Consider the following 17,931-nt stretch of genomic DNA (forward strand, 5'->3'; position numbering starts at 1 on the left):
ATGTTGGCGAAGCGTATTATCCCCTGTTTGGACGTAAAAGACGGTCGTACGGTAAAGGGGGTTAATTTTGTCGACCTTCGTGATGCTGGTGACCCCGTGGAACTCGCTTGGCAATATTCGGAGCAAGGAGCAGACGAATTGGTGTTTCTAGACATCACGGCTACACACGAAAAGCGGAAGACGACCATAGAATTGGTCAAAGCAGTCGCACGCCAGGTCAATATCCCTTTTACAATTGGCGGTGGGATCAATGAGTTGAAAGATGCCGAAGTGTTGCTTAACTCGGGTGCCGATAAAATTTCAATTAATTCTGCTGCAGTACGCAACCCGACGTTGATTGATGACCTTGCCCGTTCGTTTGGTCGACAATTTGTTGTTGTGGCGGTAGATACGCGTGTCGTTGATGGAAAGAATTTTGTCTACCTACGTGGCGGACGAGATAAGACGGATATACAAACAGAGGATTGGATTAAAGAAGCGGAGCAACGGGGGGCAGGAGAGATTTTGTTAACATCAATGGATCATGATGGGACAAAGAATGGCTTCGACAATACGTTCTTAAAGAAGATTAACGACACCATAAATATTCCATTGATCGCATCTGGTGGCGCAGGTAAACAACAGCATTTTGTGGATGTGTTTCAGCGGACGAATGTGGATGCGGCGTTGGCGGCTTCGGTATTTCACTATGGAGAAATTCTAATACCGGAACTAAAAGAAACATTGCGGACAGATGGAATCGTGGTGAGGTAAGTACTTAATGATAAAATAATGTTAGATTTCGCAAAAGGAGACGGATTAATCCCCGTTGTTATACAGGATAATCAAACGCTAGAAGTGTTGATGTTGGGGTATATGAATGAGGAAGCGTGGGCGAAAACCCAACAAGAGGGACGGGTAACCTTTTACTCGCGAAGCAAAAATCGATTGTGGACAAAAGGGGAGGAAAGCGGTAATTTTTTGGAAGTAATTTCTTCTCATATCGATTGTGATCAAGATACGTTATTAATAAAAGTTAAACCGGCAGGCCCTACTTGCCATACAGGTGCTCGCAGTTGCTTTCAGACGGAGTACAACCAGAACTTTCTGCTGCAATTGGAACGTATCGTACAACGGCGTTACGACATGCCTACCGAGGAATCTTATGTCAATAAGCTGCGCCAACGCGGGTTGAATAAAATAGCACAAAAGGTAGGCGAAGAAGCTGTAGAAACGGTCATTGCTGCATTGGCAGAAACCGAGTATGATTTTATCAATGAGTCTTCGGATTTGTTTTTCCACCTTCTGGTGTTGCTTAGGGAAAAAGGATTGGATTTACAAACCATTGCCAAGAATCTGGAAAGCCGACATCAATAAGAAGGGAGTGGGGCATGTATACAATCGATGTTACTTTATCTAATACATTATCTGGTCATCAGAACCCGATTTTTGTTGTATCCCCGGGGATAGATTCTAAGACGATTTTTACGGGAGGAAACGATAAAGGCGTGGTGGAGTGGGATTTGATAAATGGTAAGTTCAAGCGTATTTTGTGTGCTGTTCCGGCTTCGGTATATGCTTTGCATCTGCTTAAGGAAGAAGGAATTATAGTCGTCGGTTTGCGGAATGGGGAGGTCTGGTTTGTGGACATCGAAAAGCAGGCTCTTGTCAGCAAGACCCAAACGGAGAAGGGAGCGGTTTTTTCTATAAAAGTGCTTACGGAAAAACGAGAGCTCATCGCTACTGGAGAGGAAGGTGTTGCCTATGTATGGTCATTGGACACCTATGCGCTATTGTATAGATTTCATGTAGCGGACACCACGGTACGTGTCATCGAACCTCATCCGCAAGTGAACCAAGTAGCCTTCGGCGATAAAAACGGCTTTGTACATTTATATGATACAACTGACTTCAGGGAGATAACCAGACAACAGATCCATACGCTACCCGTTACGGCATTGGCCGCCACCGATACGAGTTTGCTTTCGGGCGGAAGGGATGCGAAACTCGTCCGGTTAGCACAAAAAGATTTATCGGTTCTCCAATCTATAACCCCACATATGTTTACGGTATATGGTATACTTCCACACCCTACATTACCCATTATCGCTACTATAAGTCGGGATAAGTCAATAAAAATATGGGATGGACTGACATTGTCGTTGCTTAAAAACATAAGCATAGAACGGGGCTATGACGCCCATCGTTTATCTATCAATACCGCAATCTGGATCGATAATCAACTCGTTACCGCCGGCGATGATAAGTTGGTGAAAGTGTGGGATGTATCCATACAGGAAGTACTATAAGGACGTCTTAAAACGTAATCAATCGGCAGATAATTTCTAAATATTTCTTATCCACATGATCAAAATGGTCGGGATGTTCGCTGTCTACATCCAGTACACCGATACATTGTCCTTCATGGAACAAGGGCACCACAATTTCCGATTTGGATAGGGAGCTACATGCAATATGTCCGGGGAAAGCCTCCACATCTGGAACAACTAAAGTTTCTCCAGCTTTCCAAGCCGAGCCGCAGACACCTTTTCCGTAACCAATACGTGTACACGCCACAGGTCCTTGGAAAGGCCCTAACACGAGCTCCTCATTTTTTACTAAATAGAAACCAACCCACCAAAAGTTAAACTGTTCTTTGAGGGCAGCAGCGATATTTGCGAGGTTAGCAATGATATCCTGCTCACCACTGATGAGCGCCTCTATTTGTTTGCTAAGCAGGCGGTACTGATCTTCTTTCGTTCCGGTTGCGATCTTCAAGTCTTCTGCCATGATGTGCATTTTTTATAAACGTTTCAATGCGGCTTTGATCAATTGTTCCACCGTTTGCTCGGGATCGCTCGCCGCTAAGCTGTTGAGCACTTTCTCTGCCTGGGGTTTTCCGAAACCCAACATAACCAATGCGGTAAGCGCTTCTTCGGGTACGGATTGTTTTGCGAGAGGAAGCGGGATGAGCGCATCTGGTCCTTGCTTTTTTAGCTTGTCTTGCAATTCCAAAATAACACGCTGCGCAGATTTGGGACCTATCCCTTTTATTTTTTGGATGATCTGTACTTGGCCATTGATGATGGCACGCTGGATTTCCTCTGGTGTAATCGAGGAAAGCATCATGCGCCCTGTATTGGGTCCGATACCCGACACCGAAATAAGGTGATTGAACAGTTGACGCTCGCCTTCCGTTGCAAAGCCATAAAGTGTCTGCGAATCTTCCCGAACCTGAAAAGAAATGTATAGCTTACACTGCTCTTGATCTTTGATCTGGCTATAGGTGGTCAGCGAAATATGGATGTGATAGCCAATCCCACCCACGTCAAGGACAACATGGGTGGGGGCTTTGAATACTAATTTCCCATTAAAATAATCGTACATGTCTAATTGTTTTTCTCGTGTTCCTGCACATCCACGACCGCAATAGTTATCATGTTGACAATTTCCCGCACGGAGCTATCCAATTGTAATACGTGTACCGGTTTGTTCATACCTAACAGAATAGGTCCTACAGCCTCAGCATCTCCTGCTTCCTGCAACAGCTTGTACGCAATGTTACCCGATTCTAGATTAGGGAATACTAACGTGTTTGCAGGTTCGCCGTTTAGTGTACTGAATGGGAAATTTGCTTTTAAAAGACTACTATTTAAAGCAAAGTTTGCTTGTATATCGCCATCCGCCGTGATGTGTGGGGCTTTTTCCCGCAGTGCTTTCGCAGCTTCTCGAACTTTATTCGCTGTCCGTCCGTCATTCGATCCGAAATTGGAATACGATAGCAACGCGACACGCGGTGTTATGTTAAAGCGTCTTACCGCTTCGTCCAACAATATAGCAATATCCGCAAGTTCTTCGGGTGTGGGATCAGCATTAACGGTCGTATCACCAAAGAAAAGAGGTCCTTTGGAGGTAAGCATAATATACATACCCGCCACGCGACTGTTCGGTTTCGCACCGATAACTTGTAACGCGGGGCGGATAGTTGTTGCATAGTTACGCGTCAATCCAGAGATCAAGGTATCCGCTTCGCCAAATTGGACCATACTCGCGGCAAAATAGTTCCGATTAGTGGCCATCAATTTGGTTGCTTCGTGCTCTGTCATACCGCGTCGCTGCCTTTTAGTATAAAGATGTTGAACAAATTTGTTAAAGCGCTCGGAACCTTTTTCTTCGGCAGGGTCGATGATCTCTACGTCACCGAAATCGAAGTCGTATTCCTGAATTAAGCCTTCGATTTTTTCCTTACTACCTAACAAGATAGGAAATGCAATTCCCTCTTCTTTGACGATCTGTGCAGCTCGAAGCGTTTTATAGTTGTCCGCTTCTGCAAAGACCACTCGTTTGGGATTTTTCTTGGCCCTGCTTGTCAAATTACGAATAATCCGATCATCCTTACCTAAACGTTTACGCAAGTCCTCTTTATACTGTTCCCAATCCTGAATTTCTATCCGGGAGACTCCCGAAGCCATTGCCGCCTTTGCTACCGCTACGGATACCTCGGTAATTAAACGAGGGTCCGTTGGTTTGGGAATAATATATTCTGCCCCAAACTTCAGATTATTGGTGTCATAAGCTTGATTGACTTCTTCCGGAACAGGTTGTTTTGCTAACGCTGCTATGGCATGAACCGCAGCAATTTTCATGTCCTCGTTAATGGCGGTTGCACGAACGTCTAAAGCTCCTCTAAAAATATACGGAAATCCCAAGACGTTATTAACTTGATTTGGATAATCCGACCGTCCGGTACCCATAATGACATCGGTACGTGTAGCTAGCGCCAAATCGTAGGCAATCTCAGGGTTCGGATTCGCCATAGCCAACACGATCGGTCTAGGCGCCATAGAAAGCAGCATTTCCGGTGTTAATACATCTGCTGCGGATAGTCCGATAAAAACGTCAGCATCTTTTACAGCTTCGGCCAAGGTATTAATATCACGGTCGGTTGCCCACTCTGCCTTTGTGGCATCTAGCGTTTCGCGGTCTTTGCGGATCACTCCTTTACTATCCAACATGACGATGTTCTCCTTCGAAGCCCCTACAGCAACATACATGGCCGTGCAAGAAATGGCGGCCGCACCAGCCCCATTTACGACGATTTTGACTTGACTGATATCTTTGTCTATCAATTCGCAGGCGTTAATTAACGCCGCGCCCGAAATAATGGCCGTACCGTGTTGGTCATCATGCATGACAGGGATGTTCATCTCTGCTTTCAGACGACGCTCTATTTCAAAACACTCGGGCGCTTTAATATCTTCTAAATTCACACCGCCAAAAGTCGGTTCAAGCGCTTTTACGATATTGACAAAGTCATCAACGTTTTTGGTGTCAAGTTCGATGTCAAATACATCAATGTCCGCAAATATCTTGAATAACAAGCCTTTCCCTTCCATTACAGGTTTGCCTGCTTGTGCCCCGATATCACCCAGACCCAATACGGCGGTACCGTTACTGATAACGGCAACCAGATTTCCTTTAGAAGTATATTTATATGCATCTTCACTGTTTTCGGCGATAGCCAAGCAAGGTTCGGCTACACCAGGTGAATAAGCTAATGATAAATCTCGCTGTGAATTGTGAGGCTTTGTCGGAACGACTTCGATTTTGCCGGGTCTTCCCTTGGAATGATAGTCCAAAGCGTCTTTTTTTCTGTTGATACTCATTTGTTTAAGTAAAAGTGAATCACCTAAGTTGAACTAAAACGGAACTAATGGAAGAGTGTCGATCTTCCTAGAAGCCGCGTCTTAATCCGACTACGAATAATAAAGTTTTATGGATACAAAGCTAAAATTTCAAAAGAAGATTAGCGAATTTTTAATGTTATTTAAGACTATTCAATAATTGAAACATTTCTTGCCGCATGGCGGACGTGCTTCCTGTGTAGTTATTAACCAGAAGCGAAAATGTAACCGGAGTACCTGTTTTGCCTGTATGGAAACCGGTATATCCCAGCGTGCCGCCGATAGTGCCGCTTTTCATTGTTAAACCATTGATAGTGGGCAGACTTTTTTGAAAATCGGTAAACCACGGTCTACTTTTCGCATAATGCATGATTTTTGCCATAGCTAGTGTAGTAACACGGTTTTGCGGAGAAAGACCGGAACCATCTTGAATGTTGAGTTCGCTATTCGGTATACGTAGCTTTTGTTCCCAATACTTGCTTAGCAACGACGCTGCTTTCTGGGTAGTAGCTTCGTTGTGGCTGATGATGCCAAAACTTTTGAGCATGGCTTCGCCATACAGATTGATACTTTTTTGATTGAACCAATATACGATGTCTTTCAACGCAGGAGATCGGTGTGTATCAAGCGCCTGTCTTTGATCGCTCAGCTTTATCCCGTGATTTAATAACTGCTTGCCTGTGGTCGGTATGCTATCTACCCTAATACCTGCATCCGATAATGAGGTCGTTAACTGCTGCGCTAATGCCCATGCTGGATCTGGCACGGCTATTTCGATAACCTTTTTTAGATCCCTGCCATAGGTTCCGCGTAAATATATGATATTGGAGTAAGGTGCAGAATAGGCGTAGACATTGTCACCAGAACCATTTGATCCCGTTATCACCTCATTGATTAAGGTCGTTCCGGTCAATGGTGTAGTTGTGGAGGAAATGGTGGCAGGTTGCCCAATAGAATTTGCGGAAAACCGGATGCCAATTTTATTTTCGCGCCAGTTCAATCCCGAAATACCGGCACCGTAGTAGTTGCCCATATCAACCCAGTTCCACGTGGACGGTACATCGTTTCCATTCAGATACAAATCGTCACCTATCACACGCCCGTTAATATGTTGGATGCCGGCATGCTGAATCTTATATACCCATTTGTTCAGTATAGTTTCGGTCTTGGTGTTGTTGAAGCGATCACTGCCTAGCGTAGGATCACCCGATCCGATGACGATGATGTCGCCGTGTAGCACACCCAAGCTGTCGATTTCACCTATATAAGCCAACTTCGTTTGATAGGTATAATCCGGGCCTAAGATATCCAGCGCCGTGATGGAGGTGATCACTTTCATCGTCGAGGCAGTGGGTAACCCGATGGTGGCATTCTGCGTAAATACCGGCTGTCCTGTGTTGCCGTCCAGTACCGTCAGAGACGCAATACCATTTGGGAATTTACCGCTCTTCACAAACTGTTGATAAGCATGATCTATATTATTCTTCAATGACTGCGCATAGCTTGTGTGCATTGATAGCAGCAGTATTGTCGCTATCCAAGTGGGATATATTGTTCTTTTTACCATATTTTTAATATGTAGTAGTACAAACTTAAAAAACCTTCTTTTTCCATTATCTTTTTGCAAAGAAAAAAGAATCAATTAACTTGCCAAACACCAGAAATGAATGAATATGACATATAGAGAACGCTTAGATGCTATCAGGAAAGAGATGAAGTCGCAAGGGATTGATGCTTATATCATTCCGTCTTCAGACCCGCATATCAGCGAGTATTTACCCGATCGCTATAAATGTATCGCTTGGGCTTCCGGTTTCACAGGTTCGGCAGGAACGTTAGCTATTACCGCTGATTTTGCAGGTTTATGGACAGATGCACGATATTTCGTACAGGCGGTTGAACAATTAGAAGGAACAGGTTTCGAACTTGTGAAATTGAAGACACAGGGTGCGGCGGAATATGCGCATTGGTTGGCGGAACAACTCCCTGCCGGTAGCAAAGTCGCGTTCGACGGTAATTTAGCCTCTGTTGCGGTAGCGCAAGCCGTGAAGGATGCTCTTTTACCGTTGGATATCCAAGTAAATGGACATGTAGATATTTTGGAAACCATCTGGGACAACCGACCAGCACTACCGACGTCTCCGGCTTTTCTGTTGGATGAATCCATTACGGGAGAGGGCACGGTAAGTAAATTAAATCGTGTCCGTGAAAAAATGAAATCTAAACGCGTTTCTGTCCATCTCGTTTCTTCTTTAGATGATTTGGCCTGGTTGTTAAATATCCGGGGGAATGACGTGCCATGTAATCCCGTGGTGTTGGGATTCGTGCTGTTAAAGGAGAATGAAACGACCCTGTTTATCGATCCCAATAAATTGGGCGCGGAGGATAAAGCAACATTAGAGCATGCTGGTATACATATAAAACCTTACGCTGAAGCGTTCCAGGCAGTTTCGTCGTTAGACGCTGACGCCATTTTGCTGGATCCCAAACGGACTTGCTTCGCGATGTACGATGCGGTTCCGAAATCAACTAAAATAGTAGAAGACCTTAATCCATCTACGTTAATGAAAGCGGTGAAGAACGAGGTGGAGGTCGCACATACCCGAAATGTCATGGTTAAAGACGGTATAGCCATGACACGTTTTTTCAAATGGGTGGAAGAAGAAGTCCGGCAGGGAGAATTAACGGAGATTTCGATTGCCGATAAGTTGCAGCATATACGTGCCGAGGGAAAAGATTTCGTGGATATTTCGTTTGATACGATTGCCGGTTACCGCGCGCATGGTGCATTACCACATTACAAAGCAACCGAAGAAAGTAACGCAACGTTAAAAGCCGAGGGCTTATTGCTGGTGGATTCGGGTGGACAATACCGGGATGGTACAACAGACATTACGCGGGTTGTATCGTTGGGGAATATCACCGAAGAGGAGAAAAAAGATTATACGTTGGTGTTAAAGGCTCTTATCGAGGGATCGACGGCCGTATTTCCGAAAGGTACTCGCGGGTATCAGATAGACGCGCTTACTCGACGTCCACTCTGGGATGAATTGCGTAACTATGGGCACGGCACCGGACACGGTGTAGGTTTCTTCCTAAATGTACATGAGGGGCCGCATGTGTTGAACCCTACGAATGTCGATATTGCAATAGAAGAGGGGATGATTTCTTCTATTGAACCTGGTTTATACAGAGAAGGGAAGTATGGTATTCGTATTGAGAATTTAGTGCTCAGTAAAGAAATTGCTTCCAATCAGTTTGGTGACTTTATGGATTTTGAGACCATGACCATCTGCTATATTGCGACAGACCTGGTGGATAAATCATTATTAGACGATGTACATGTAACATGGCTCAACGAATATAATGCGTGGGTGTTCGAACAGCTAGCCCCTCATTTAAGCAACGAAGAGACGGCGTGGCTGAAGGATAAGACGAAACGTATTTCGTAACGGGGTATGATAAAATAATAATCAATTAAATACGAGCGAGATTGGCGGAAAGCATGTCTCGCTCTATTGATAATTAAAACCACCTATGATAGCTGCAGGATGGAGATTCTTATTGTTGTAAAGAAAGCTTCGGGATCCGTTTCCATCCAAATACAATATCGTTAAAGCCACTAAAAGGGTGTCGTATGGCTCCAAGGGGGCATCGAAAACCACTGTTTGTTCTTCTACTGTTTTACCTTCCCGGGGTATATCAATTTCGATCTCATGTACACCTTGTCTAAAATAGCTTCGTCTCCTGAATAGAAAGCCAAAGACCTCGATTTGTATCACTATATGTCTGCAATTTTTCGGTAAAAGCAAATGTTCAGTTGGATAAAATTCCGGGAAATGGACATAGAGTTCTTTGTCGTTTAGGTTTACGATCGGGTCAAGATGGAAGTAATCGTGCAAATGACAGTTTTCATTGAACTGAAAGCCTACCAACCGGCTGATATTCCCTTCTCTATGTTATTGTAACCTAATGTTGGTCGAGCTGTGGCGCGCATAACACGCTGTATGTGTTTTATTAAGCGATTATGCATTTTATCGTCGCACAATTGCCGATGGGTTGACACGAAGGCGTTACGGATTAACGCTCCGGCAGCGCTCGCATAGCCGAAGTCAGCGGCTGCGGATTTACTAGATTCCGTTTGTCGGATTTTACGACCTGGTTTGGTCTGCACTATGTTTTTCGTACCTACTTTGCGAGAGACCAAGTTTCCCACCTGTCCTCTCAGATATCCATTTTCATTTACTGCCATACCTCAAAGTTAATTGTTATATGTTGTTGATTAATAACTTTTTTTGATTTTTAGGAGAATCGAAACCAACCTTCGATGGGTATTTTAGAATTTCATAATGTGGCTTCGAGAGGTAATATGAAAATAGCAACAAGGGCTTGTTTAGGTTTTCCTTTGTAGGGCTTTGATATAACAAGGGTCTTACTGGGGCCGACGTTTGGGATGTTCGGATGATGCAAGAAAGATGCAAGCATCGTGTTTTCGAGTTAGACATGGACTCAACACGGACTCACTACGGAGAGGTATCGGATTCATGCAAACGCTAGGGCGAAGGATTGCCGAATAGCTCTCGAAGAGCATTCAAAGTATTCTTCGACGGTTTATTTTTATGTTCAAGCCTATTCTTTTGGCTACCATATTCCCCGATCGCTTTGCTAAAAAAATATCCTAACGCTGTCATATTTTCTGTTCAATAATACAATTAAAGACAACGGACGTATAGAAAAGATATATAAATAGTTTGTGTGTTGTTATTTTATCTGTATATTTGTATGGAAAATCTATATAGTTAACTTTTTGTAAATCGATTATGGCAAACAAACAACTGTTAGTGGAACGGTTGGTACAACGGATGGACCTGGACCGTATCTTTCTTTTCTCCTATTCTTTTTTAAGTAAGGAGCAGCAGCACTTAATTTTAGTGATGAAACCGGCAGGTGGAGGGCTTGCAGCGCCCACTTTTGAGAACAAACGATATGATTGTGTTAGAGAAGCTGCGGGGATTAGGTATAAAAATTTAAAATTAGAGCACTATGGATATAGAATCGAAGAATAACGTCTCGTATTCTGGCATGATGTATACACATGATTTTAAAGCATGGTATACCTGTCTGAAAATGCGATTGGATAATGAGTGGACTGTGGAGGATTTATCTTTCCTTCTCGGAAAACCTCCTTATTACTATGCTGATTTCGAAAAAATGTTTAAAGTGGACCATTTTTTAGTAAAAGAAAATGCATTAATAAGAAGAATATACGGCGAGTTTTGTGCCGACAAAATGGAGTTTCATAAGAATGACTATGAAATAAATGAAGAAAGAATGGTCCGTTTAGTTATTGAAGACATGGGACAGTGGAAAAATTATAACATATCGATTCCTTGGGAGTTTGCAGTTGGTAAAAAGAAACCTCCTAAACCTTCGCTGGTTTTTGAAGAATGGAAAAAAGACGAGGATATTCAAATAGAATCAGACACATTGTTACATGTGCGCATAGAATTGGAGAAATTGCTGAAACTTAACTTTTTTAAAGTCAGGCAGGCAGCCGTCGATATTTTTGAACGTATTAAAAAGACGGAATTATACTATCACCGGATTCGCCCTCAACATGTTAAACAAGGTATCTATCTTTTGATCCAACAAGGTAAAATAGTGGTAAGAAGTGATGGAGATAGGTATTGTTTTTACGAAGATTACTAATTTTTTCGATTATATTAATATGCCATTTGCAAACCCTACCCCTTATGACTATTTCCCGCGCAGGTTACACCCGCAGGAAATAGGAAACCCTTACAACGTAATTAATCTATTTTTTGGCTGGGAGAATTTTCCGACTTGGAGAGAGCATCTGAATCAGTGGAAACAAGCTGCTCTGTTATCGGGATATCAGATGAATAGCGAACAGACGTTGCAAACATTTATTCGATATGAATTTATAGAGACTCTTATCGAAGGTCTTTTTATGATTTGTAGATTGGATAAAAGCTATTGGATGCCGGATACCGTGCTTCGTCATAGTTATGAGACTCACGGTAGTTTCTTTATGCCGGACACAACAGGTTTTAATAAAGCGATTGGTTATTTCAACAACTGCCATATGCCGCAGGAATTTGAACTTGAAGCGTATAAGTTAGTTTATCTCGATGATGAAGAACAAAAGAACCCGATGAAAGTGATTTTTCAGCTGTGGAAAACATACAACCTGCCGCATGTGCGAGATGCGCTCTATTGGTGGCTCGTGGTCAGTATGGATTATACCTGTGCTGATGATAGTCGGGGTGATGATTACTTGATAGAGTTTCATTCGCATCTACAACGAGTAATCGAAGCAGCACACCTCATCTATATCTGGAATATAGATAAGTGGCCGAGGTTGTATCCTTAACCGGGTTTGCGCAAACGTTTTTATTGAAACAGAATAAACCAATTCTCAAGTAGCTAGTCTATCCTTGTAAAGATTTCGTTGATATGAAGCAGCTTTTCATTTGTGTGGCATTGGTATTGTCGTTTTCTGTTCTGTTTGCACAACGAGGTGCTATAGACACGGACATTTTTGGAACACTCCAGTATAAATCGGCTGACGGAGGATATAGGGCCAGTCTCGAAAAAAATATCTTTGATGATTTGATATTTACAGATAGCCGTAATAACAAGCTGCAGTACGAAAAGAAATATCTAGACAAAATAGAACCTGGTTTGAGAGGAAATAAGGATGCTCAGGTTAGACTGCTAAGGAGATTGGTAAGGGAGAATAGTAGACACGCCGACTATAGGGCTACTTTCAAGGTGGATATCTTTGATAAGACTATAATTGAGGATAATAAAGGCTATAAACTGGAGGAAGGAAAGGATATCTTCGGGCATATCAATGTGGAAGAGCGGGTGAATGGCTCCAAAATTCGGCTCAAAAGAAATCTGAGGGGAGGCCTAGAGTACACTCGGGATAGCAATAAGGCTTCTTTCGATAAAGATATATTCGATAGGTGGATTTATAAAGATAGTTTTGGGAATGAGATTCAGTTTGGTAAGGAAACCCGGAAGCGCATCCTGGAGCAATACGGCACGGACGAAGAGTTTTTCTGGGAGCTCCTAGATCGATACTTTTATTGAGTTATAACCTAATAATGATTCGTCTCTATTAACTTTGTAGGTATTCTAAGCGAGGGATTTCTTTTGATCTGCACATTTTAATCCCAAAGTTGCAAAAAATAAGATTGCTCTCAGATTTAAAGCTGTTTAATAATAATGCAAGATAACAAATTTAAGACTGACAGACAAAGGAGCACTAGTCCGTAAAGCCTATTTTAGCGCTCCTCGTCCAAAAGCTTAAAAGTGTTGTCAATATGCTTTTGGGAAACTTTCCAGTCGTCGTGGCCGGGTATCACCAAGTTGATTTCAGGATAGTGGGCTAGTAGTCTTGCCATAGCAGGTTTCCATGCTTTGACATCGCCGTCGCCTGTAAAACCGAGGTTTCTGGCGTCGGCACTCTTGATAAAACAGCCACCATCCAAGATCTTGTATTTGGGAAACCAGACGACAACGTTATCCATGGAATGTCCCGGTCCGAAGAAATCGAATACAAAAGACTCTCCACCTATTGAATAGGTCTTCCCTTCTTCGATCTTACGAGTAGCCAGTGGTTTACCATTGGCACGCAATAATGCATTGGTACGCGATGTGGCATAAGTCGGGATGCCGAGTTTGTTGTAATAACCGAAACCTCCTGCACGATCTTCGTGCCAGTGAGTTGCGTATACCCCGATGACGGGTAGATCATGTTTTTCTTGAATACTGTCTAAAAGTAGTTGGTACTTTGTGGGGTCCCAAGGCGTGTCAAAAAGCAATACACCTTTTTTCGTAATCAGATATAGGGCATTCGCAGACACCCTTGTGCCTTCGTACTCCTGATAAGTGGTGTAGAGATAAAGCTTGTCGTTAATTTTTTCAATGACAAGTGGTTTTGCTTGTGCGACTGCATTCGTTTGATCAGTGTGTTGTTCGACCTTGTCAATCCATATCCGGTTTAGCCATAATTCTTGATTTTCTTTTACTTGAAATTCGACCTTGTATCGACCTGCTTGCTCGACGGTAATTTCGCCAATAGGGGTGTCCACGAATTCATCCGTGTAATTGTCTTCATTGGGCTCTGCAACGACCTTTCCGTTTGGAGTAATAGCGGCCTGCAAATTGTTACCCGCTATGCTTATTGATATCGCAATATTTTTCTTGGTTGGATTGTGCGCCGATAGATCGATGTGGTAAACGCCTGCTTCTGGAAGATACAGTTCCCAGGTTATTTTCCCGCCAGTTGTCTGTACATAAGCCGGACGCGTATCATCTTCCTCAATTAATTGGAGCTTTTCCTTATGCTGCGCATTACGACCGGTTAATGCAAAACCGCCAAAAGTAGACTCTGCAACAATGGATGGAACCGTTTCTATGGAATCATACGTCAGGCGCACGACCGATACGAACGGATCGCTCTGTTGCTGCGGTAGCTGTATATGCGTAAGGGGGCCATATTGTTTGAACGATAAGGGTCGGGTTCCATCGGAGGATAACAATGCTGCTTTTCGAGGTCTGCTGTTTATTCCCGATAGACGAAGCTTTCCGTCCAGCGGCCAATTGAATACATGGAGATAAACCGTATTACTTTTTCTACTTTTTGTGATTTTGCCCCAATCGTGTTGATTGACTTGCAGGTTAAGCCCCGTGTTGTTATAAAGCGCTTCACCGTATTTGTTCAGCCATTTACCGACATCGCGTAGCCGGCTGATACTTTCATAGGGCACCGTCCCATCGGCTCTTGGTCCGATATTTAAGGTAAAGCCGCCATTAAATGCGACGTTGCTGATAAGGGATTCAAAAAGTTGCCCTGTTGATTTCCAGTTTTTTTCTTGCCCGTTGTAGCCCCACGAATGGGCTATCGTGCCTGGTGTTTCCCAGGGGTGGTCGATGTAGCTTGTGCCGAACTGGTTGTCTCCTAAAGTCTCAAAGTCTACATAGTTGGCATCCGTTGGCAATCCCAATCGGGAATTTATCAAACAATTGGGCTGCAATTCGCGGATCAGCGCTACCGCTTGTTCCAGTTGTTCTCTTTTAAATATCGTTTTCTCGTAAGGAATCCACATGTCGAACCACATGATGGCGATATCGCCGTAATTAGTCAGCAGTTCCCGCATCTGCGGAATCGCCTTTTCCTGCCAATACTGGTTGAATTGTTCGTCCGTGACGTGCCCAGTCAGTTCTTGGTTGTGATCCCAGGCATAAGGGTGTTCCCAATCGATCCAATGCGAATAATAGAAACCAAGTTTCATATCATGCTTACGGCAGGCGTCGGCAATTTCCTTGATGACGTCCCTATTTGCACCAGATAATTTGGATAGGGAATAGTTCCCTACTTTCGTGTCCCATAAGGCGACACCGTCGTGATGTTTTGCGGTAATGATGATATATTTCATGCCCGATTCCTTAGCCAGCAAGACCCAGTCTTCAGGGTCAATCTTATCCCAAACAAAGCGTTTGGCCAGCTCGCCGTATTCTTCTTTGGAAATACGGTTACGGTATCGGATCCATTCTGCGTAATTGTTGGCATACCGCAGCGGTTCTCCTTTCCACATTCCCTCGGCAGCGCTATACAGTCCCCAATGGATAAACATGCCGTAACGTGCGTCTTCGAACCATTCAGTGCGGGAAGACTGCGCCTGTGTAGCGGAAATACTTAAAAAATACAATATAATGATAGCGAAATAGCTTTTAAGCTTCCTTTGTTGAAACATATTTAGAAATTTAATACCTCTAAAATAGCAAATATGGGACGATACAATTGCATAAACCCTCCCTTAACTTGTAAAAAAGTGCGTATAGTTGCTTTTGTTGTCTGCTAAAACCTTATTTTAGGGAACCAAACAGTGATGTATGATGTAATTCGCAGAATGCTTCGGGCTGTGGCAAAATTAAAGATGATGAATTTTAACAATATTGTAGCGAAACTAGCTTTTCTTGGAGGGATACTCCAGACTTTGGGATCATGTGGTACAGGTTCGGAATATCAAAAATCGGGTTCACTAACAGCGCACGTCGATCCTTATATCGGTACCGGTGGACATGGACATGTCTTCCTGGGTGCAAATGTTCCTTATGGAGCGGTTCAGCTCGGACCGTCTAACCTTTCGACTGGTTGGGACTGGGTCTCGGGCTATCATATTTCTGATTCGACGATTATTGGATTTGCGCATCAACATTTGAGTGGTACGGGGATTGGTGATTTGGGTGATATTGTGTTATTGCCGTTTACCGGTGATATCCGGTTTGACCGCGGAGAGCATGGTGATGAGCAGACCGGAGCTTATTCACTATTTAATCGAGATACCGAACGCGTCAGAACGGGTTATTATGCTGTGCATCTGGATCGGTTCGATGTCGATGTAGAACTGACGGCCACCTCGCGTGTAGGCTTTCACAAATACAGCTATAAAAAGAATGAAACACCAAAAGTATTGATGAATCTCGATGCGGGTATAGGTTGGGAAGGCGAGAAAGAAGGCCGGATAACCATAGAGAATGATACCGTCGTTTCCGGCTATCGATATTCAAAGGGCTGGGCTAAAAACCAAAAGATTTACTTTACGGCGACCTTTTCGCAACCGATTGTTAGTACGCGATTGGGTGACAGTACGGCTATCCAGGAAGGAAATAGCATTACGGCTTCCCGTGCATATGCGGAGCTTGGTTTTGGGGAAGTAGAAGAATTTCAAGAGGTGATGGTGAAAGTAGCGTTGTCGCCAGTGAGTATAGCGAACGCCAAACTGAATTTGCAAGAAGAACTTCCTGGTTGGGACTTCGCTGCAACGAGAGAAGCGGCAGATGCGGCTTGGAATGAACAGCTGCAGAAAGTAAAAATTGAAACGAAAGACACCGTTGCGCGCAAAATCTTTTATACGGCGCTTTATCATACGATGATCGCGCCTTCGGTATTTAGTGATGTGAATGGCGAATATATGGGAAGCGATTTTAAACCACATAAATTGGCGACAGGCGAAAATTATACGACCTTCTCCCTTTGGGATACCTATAGAGCAGCACATCCATTAATGAGCATTATCCATCGGGACCGTGCACCGGACATGGTGAATTCCATGCTTCGTATCTACCAGGAGCAGGGCAAGCTTCCTGTTTGGCATTTGGTAGGAAATGAGACGGATTGTATGGTTGGTAATCCGGGAATTATTGTCGTAGCGGATGCTTACCTGAAAGGGGTAGAAGGATTTGACAAGGATCTCGCATACGAGGCAATGAAAGTTTCAGCCATGAAGGACGATCGAGGACTTAACTGGCATAAGCAATATGGATATGTCCCTTACGATAAAGAAGAAGTGGAATCGGTGGCTAAGGGATTGGAATTTGCTATTGCAGACTGGAGTTTGGCTCAAGTGGCTAAATTACGGGGGGAGCAGGAGGATTATGATTATTTTATAAAGCGCAGCGACGCCTTTCACCATTACTTTGACCCAGATTTGCAGTTCTTGCGTGGTGTAGACTCGGAGGGGAATTTTAGGCCAGGCACGTTTGACCCCTTTCATTCTGCACATTTGGCCAACGATTACACCGAGGGCAATGCTTGGCAGTATACTTGGCTGGTACCACATAATGTCAATGGATTTATGGATCTTTTCGGCGGAGAGGATAGGTTCATCGCGAAGTTGGACTCCTTGTTTGTAGTGGAAGGGGATTTGGGGGAAGACGCCTCGCCGGACATCAGCGGATTGATCGGTCAATATGCCCATGGAAATGAACCAAGCCACCATGTGATTTATATGTATCCATATGCAGGCCAACCTTGGAAGGCTGCGGAGCGTGTTCGGGAAACCTTAGCAACGATGTATACAGATCAAGTAGACGGCCTTTCCGGTAATGAAGACGTAGGGCAGATGTCAGCCTGGTATGTGCTATCGTCGCTAGGATTTTATCAGGTATCGCCGGCTGGAGGCCCTTTTATTTTTGGAAGCCCGTTGTTTGATAAAGCAACGGTTGCCTTGGGTGAAGGAAAAACCTTGGAACTTGTAGCGCATAGCAATAGTAAAGAAAATAAATATATCCAGGAGGTTCGGCTTAATGGGGAACCATATACAAAATCCTACATATCATACGAAGACTTAATGAAAGGTGGCAAGCTTGAGTTCGATATGGGAAATGCGCCTTCGACCACTTTTGGTGTGACAGCAGAAAGCAGGCCGAAGTCTGCTCGTTAGGGGGAAGT

At 43.7% G+C, this 17,931-nt stretch carries 16 protein-coding genes and 1 pseudogene; 9 read left to right on the plus strand and 8 right to left on the minus strand.

The features are described 5' to 3' along the window. Genes hisF through G5B43_RS05190 form a run of 3 tightly spaced genes read left to right on the plus strand, consistent with a single transcriptional unit; the run spans position 1 to position 2,288 of the window. Entirely contained in the window at positions 1-753 is a 753-nt protein-coding gene (gene hisF, locus G5B43_RS05180) for an imidazole glycerol phosphate synthase subunit HisF (RefSeq protein WP_165293651.1), read from the plus strand. Positions 754-771: 18 nt separating this feature from the next. Then, the gene (gene hisIE, locus G5B43_RS05185) at positions 772-1,356 is read left to right on the plus strand and encodes a bifunctional phosphoribosyl-AMP cyclohydrolase/phosphoribosyl-ATP diphosphatase HisIE (RefSeq protein WP_165293652.1); all 585 of its coding nucleotides are present in this window, start codon (positions 772-774) and stop codon (positions 1,354-1,356) included. Positions 1,357-1,370: 14 nt separating this feature from the next. Further along, positions 1,371-2,288 carry a WD40 repeat domain-containing protein gene (locus G5B43_RS05190; protein ID WP_165293653.1) on the plus strand — a complete coding sequence of 306 codons (918 nt, stop codon included), beginning with the start codon at positions 1,371-1,373 and terminating at the stop codon, positions 2,286-2,288. Positions 2,289-2,295: 7 nt separating this feature from the next. Here G5B43_RS05190 and G5B43_RS05195 read toward each other — a convergent pair whose 3' ends face one another. The 4 genes from G5B43_RS05195 to dacB all read right to left on the minus strand — a co-directional run bounded on the left by G5B43_RS05195 (position 2,296) and on the right by dacB (position 7,230). Further along, positions 2,296-2,769, minus strand: a complete 474-nt coding sequence (locus G5B43_RS05195) for a GAF domain-containing protein (protein ID WP_165293654.1) — start codon at positions 2,767-2,769, stop codon at positions 2,296-2,298. Between the two features lie 12 nt (positions 2,770-2,781). Then, positions 2,782-3,366, minus strand: a complete 585-nt coding sequence (gene ruvA / locus G5B43_RS05200; RefSeq protein ID WP_165293655.1) for a Holliday junction branch migration protein RuvA — start codon at positions 3,364-3,366, stop codon at positions 2,782-2,784. Between the two features lie 2 nt (positions 3,367-3,368). Next, positions 3,369-5,645: an NADP-dependent malic enzyme gene (locus G5B43_RS05205; RefSeq protein WP_165293656.1), complete on the minus strand. Its 2,277-nt coding sequence runs from the start codon at positions 5,643-5,645 to the stop codon at positions 3,369-3,371. A 157-nt stretch (positions 5,646-5,802) separates the two neighbouring features. Beyond that, positions 5,803-7,230, minus strand: coding sequence for a D-alanyl-D-alanine carboxypeptidase/D-alanyl-D-alanine-endopeptidase (dacB, locus tag G5B43_RS05210; RefSeq protein ID WP_240904764.1), 1,428 nt, complete (start codon positions 7,228-7,230; stop codon positions 5,803-5,805). 106 nt (positions 7,231-7,336) lie between these two features. On the opposite strand from dacB, the gene G5B43_RS05215 reads away from it, so the two are divergent. Next, on the plus strand, positions 7,337-9,115 hold the full coding sequence (locus G5B43_RS05215) for an aminopeptidase P family protein (RefSeq protein WP_165293657.1): 1,779 nt from the start codon (positions 7,337-7,339) through the stop codon (positions 9,113-9,115). 63 nt (positions 9,116-9,178) lie between these two features. Here the strand turns inward: G5B43_RS05215 and G5B43_RS05220 are convergent, their stop codons facing one another. After that, entirely contained in the window at positions 9,179-9,445 is a 267-nt protein-coding gene (locus tag G5B43_RS05220) for a hypothetical protein (RefSeq protein ID WP_165293658.1), read from the minus strand. Between the two features lie 146 nt (positions 9,446-9,591). Then, positions 9,592-9,915, minus strand: coding sequence for a hypothetical protein (locus G5B43_RS05225; protein WP_165293659.1), 324 nt, complete (start codon positions 9,913-9,915; stop codon positions 9,592-9,594). A 568-nt stretch (positions 9,916-10,483) separates the two neighbouring features. On the opposite strand from G5B43_RS05225, the gene G5B43_RS05230 reads away from it, so the two are divergent. The 4 genes from G5B43_RS05230 to G5B43_RS05245 all read left to right on the plus strand — a co-directional run bounded on the left by G5B43_RS05230 (position 10,484) and on the right by G5B43_RS05245 (position 12,782). Beyond that, on the plus strand, positions 10,484-10,729 hold the full coding sequence (locus tag G5B43_RS05230) for a hypothetical protein (RefSeq protein WP_165293660.1): 246 nt from the start codon (positions 10,484-10,486) through the stop codon (positions 10,727-10,729). After that, the gene (locus G5B43_RS05235) at positions 10,707-11,372 is read left to right on the plus strand and encodes a hypothetical protein (protein WP_165293661.1); all 666 of its coding nucleotides are present in this window, start codon (positions 10,707-10,709) and stop codon (positions 11,370-11,372) included. Before G5B43_RS05230 ends, G5B43_RS05235 begins: the two co-directional genes overlap by 23 nt. Beyond that, a complete protein-coding gene (locus tag G5B43_RS05240; protein ID WP_165293662.1) occupies positions 11,338-12,057 on the plus strand; it encodes a hypothetical protein in 720 nt (239 codons plus the stop codon). The genes G5B43_RS05235 and G5B43_RS05240 overlap by 35 nt, the downstream gene beginning before the upstream one ends. Before the next feature lie 83 nt (positions 12,058-12,140). Then, positions 12,141-12,782: a hypothetical protein gene (locus G5B43_RS05245; protein ID WP_165293663.1), complete on the plus strand. Its 642-nt coding sequence runs from the start codon at positions 12,141-12,143 to the stop codon at positions 12,780-12,782. A gap of 194 nt (positions 12,783-12,976) precedes the next feature. On the opposite strand, the gene bla is transcribed toward G5B43_RS05245, so the two are convergent. Together bla and G5B43_RS19685 are read right to left on the minus strand one after the other, a co-directional pair. Beyond that, on the minus strand, positions 12,977-13,690 hold the full coding sequence (bla, locus tag G5B43_RS19680) for a BlaB/IND/MUS family subclass B1 metallo-beta-lactamase (RefSeq protein ID WP_410528479.1): 714 nt from the start codon (positions 13,688-13,690) through the stop codon (positions 12,977-12,979). Positions 13,691-14,413: 723 nt separating this feature from the next. Next, positions 14,414-15,451, minus strand: a pseudogene (locus tag G5B43_RS19685) (alpha-L-fucosidase); the annotation flags it as partial. A gap of 183 nt (positions 15,452-15,634) precedes the next feature. Here G5B43_RS19685 and G5B43_RS05255 point away from each other — a divergent pair. Next, the gene (locus tag G5B43_RS05255) at positions 15,635-17,923 is read left to right on the plus strand and encodes a GH92 family glycosyl hydrolase (RefSeq protein ID WP_165293664.1); all 2,289 of its coding nucleotides are present in this window, start codon (positions 15,635-15,637) and stop codon (positions 17,921-17,923) included. Positions 17,924-17,931: the final 8 nt, after the last annotated feature.

Origin of the sequence: Sphingobacterium sp. SGR-19, assembly GCF_011043555.1 — a bacterium.
GTDB lineage: Bacteria > Bacteroidota > Bacteroidia > Sphingobacteriales > Sphingobacteriaceae > Sphingobacterium.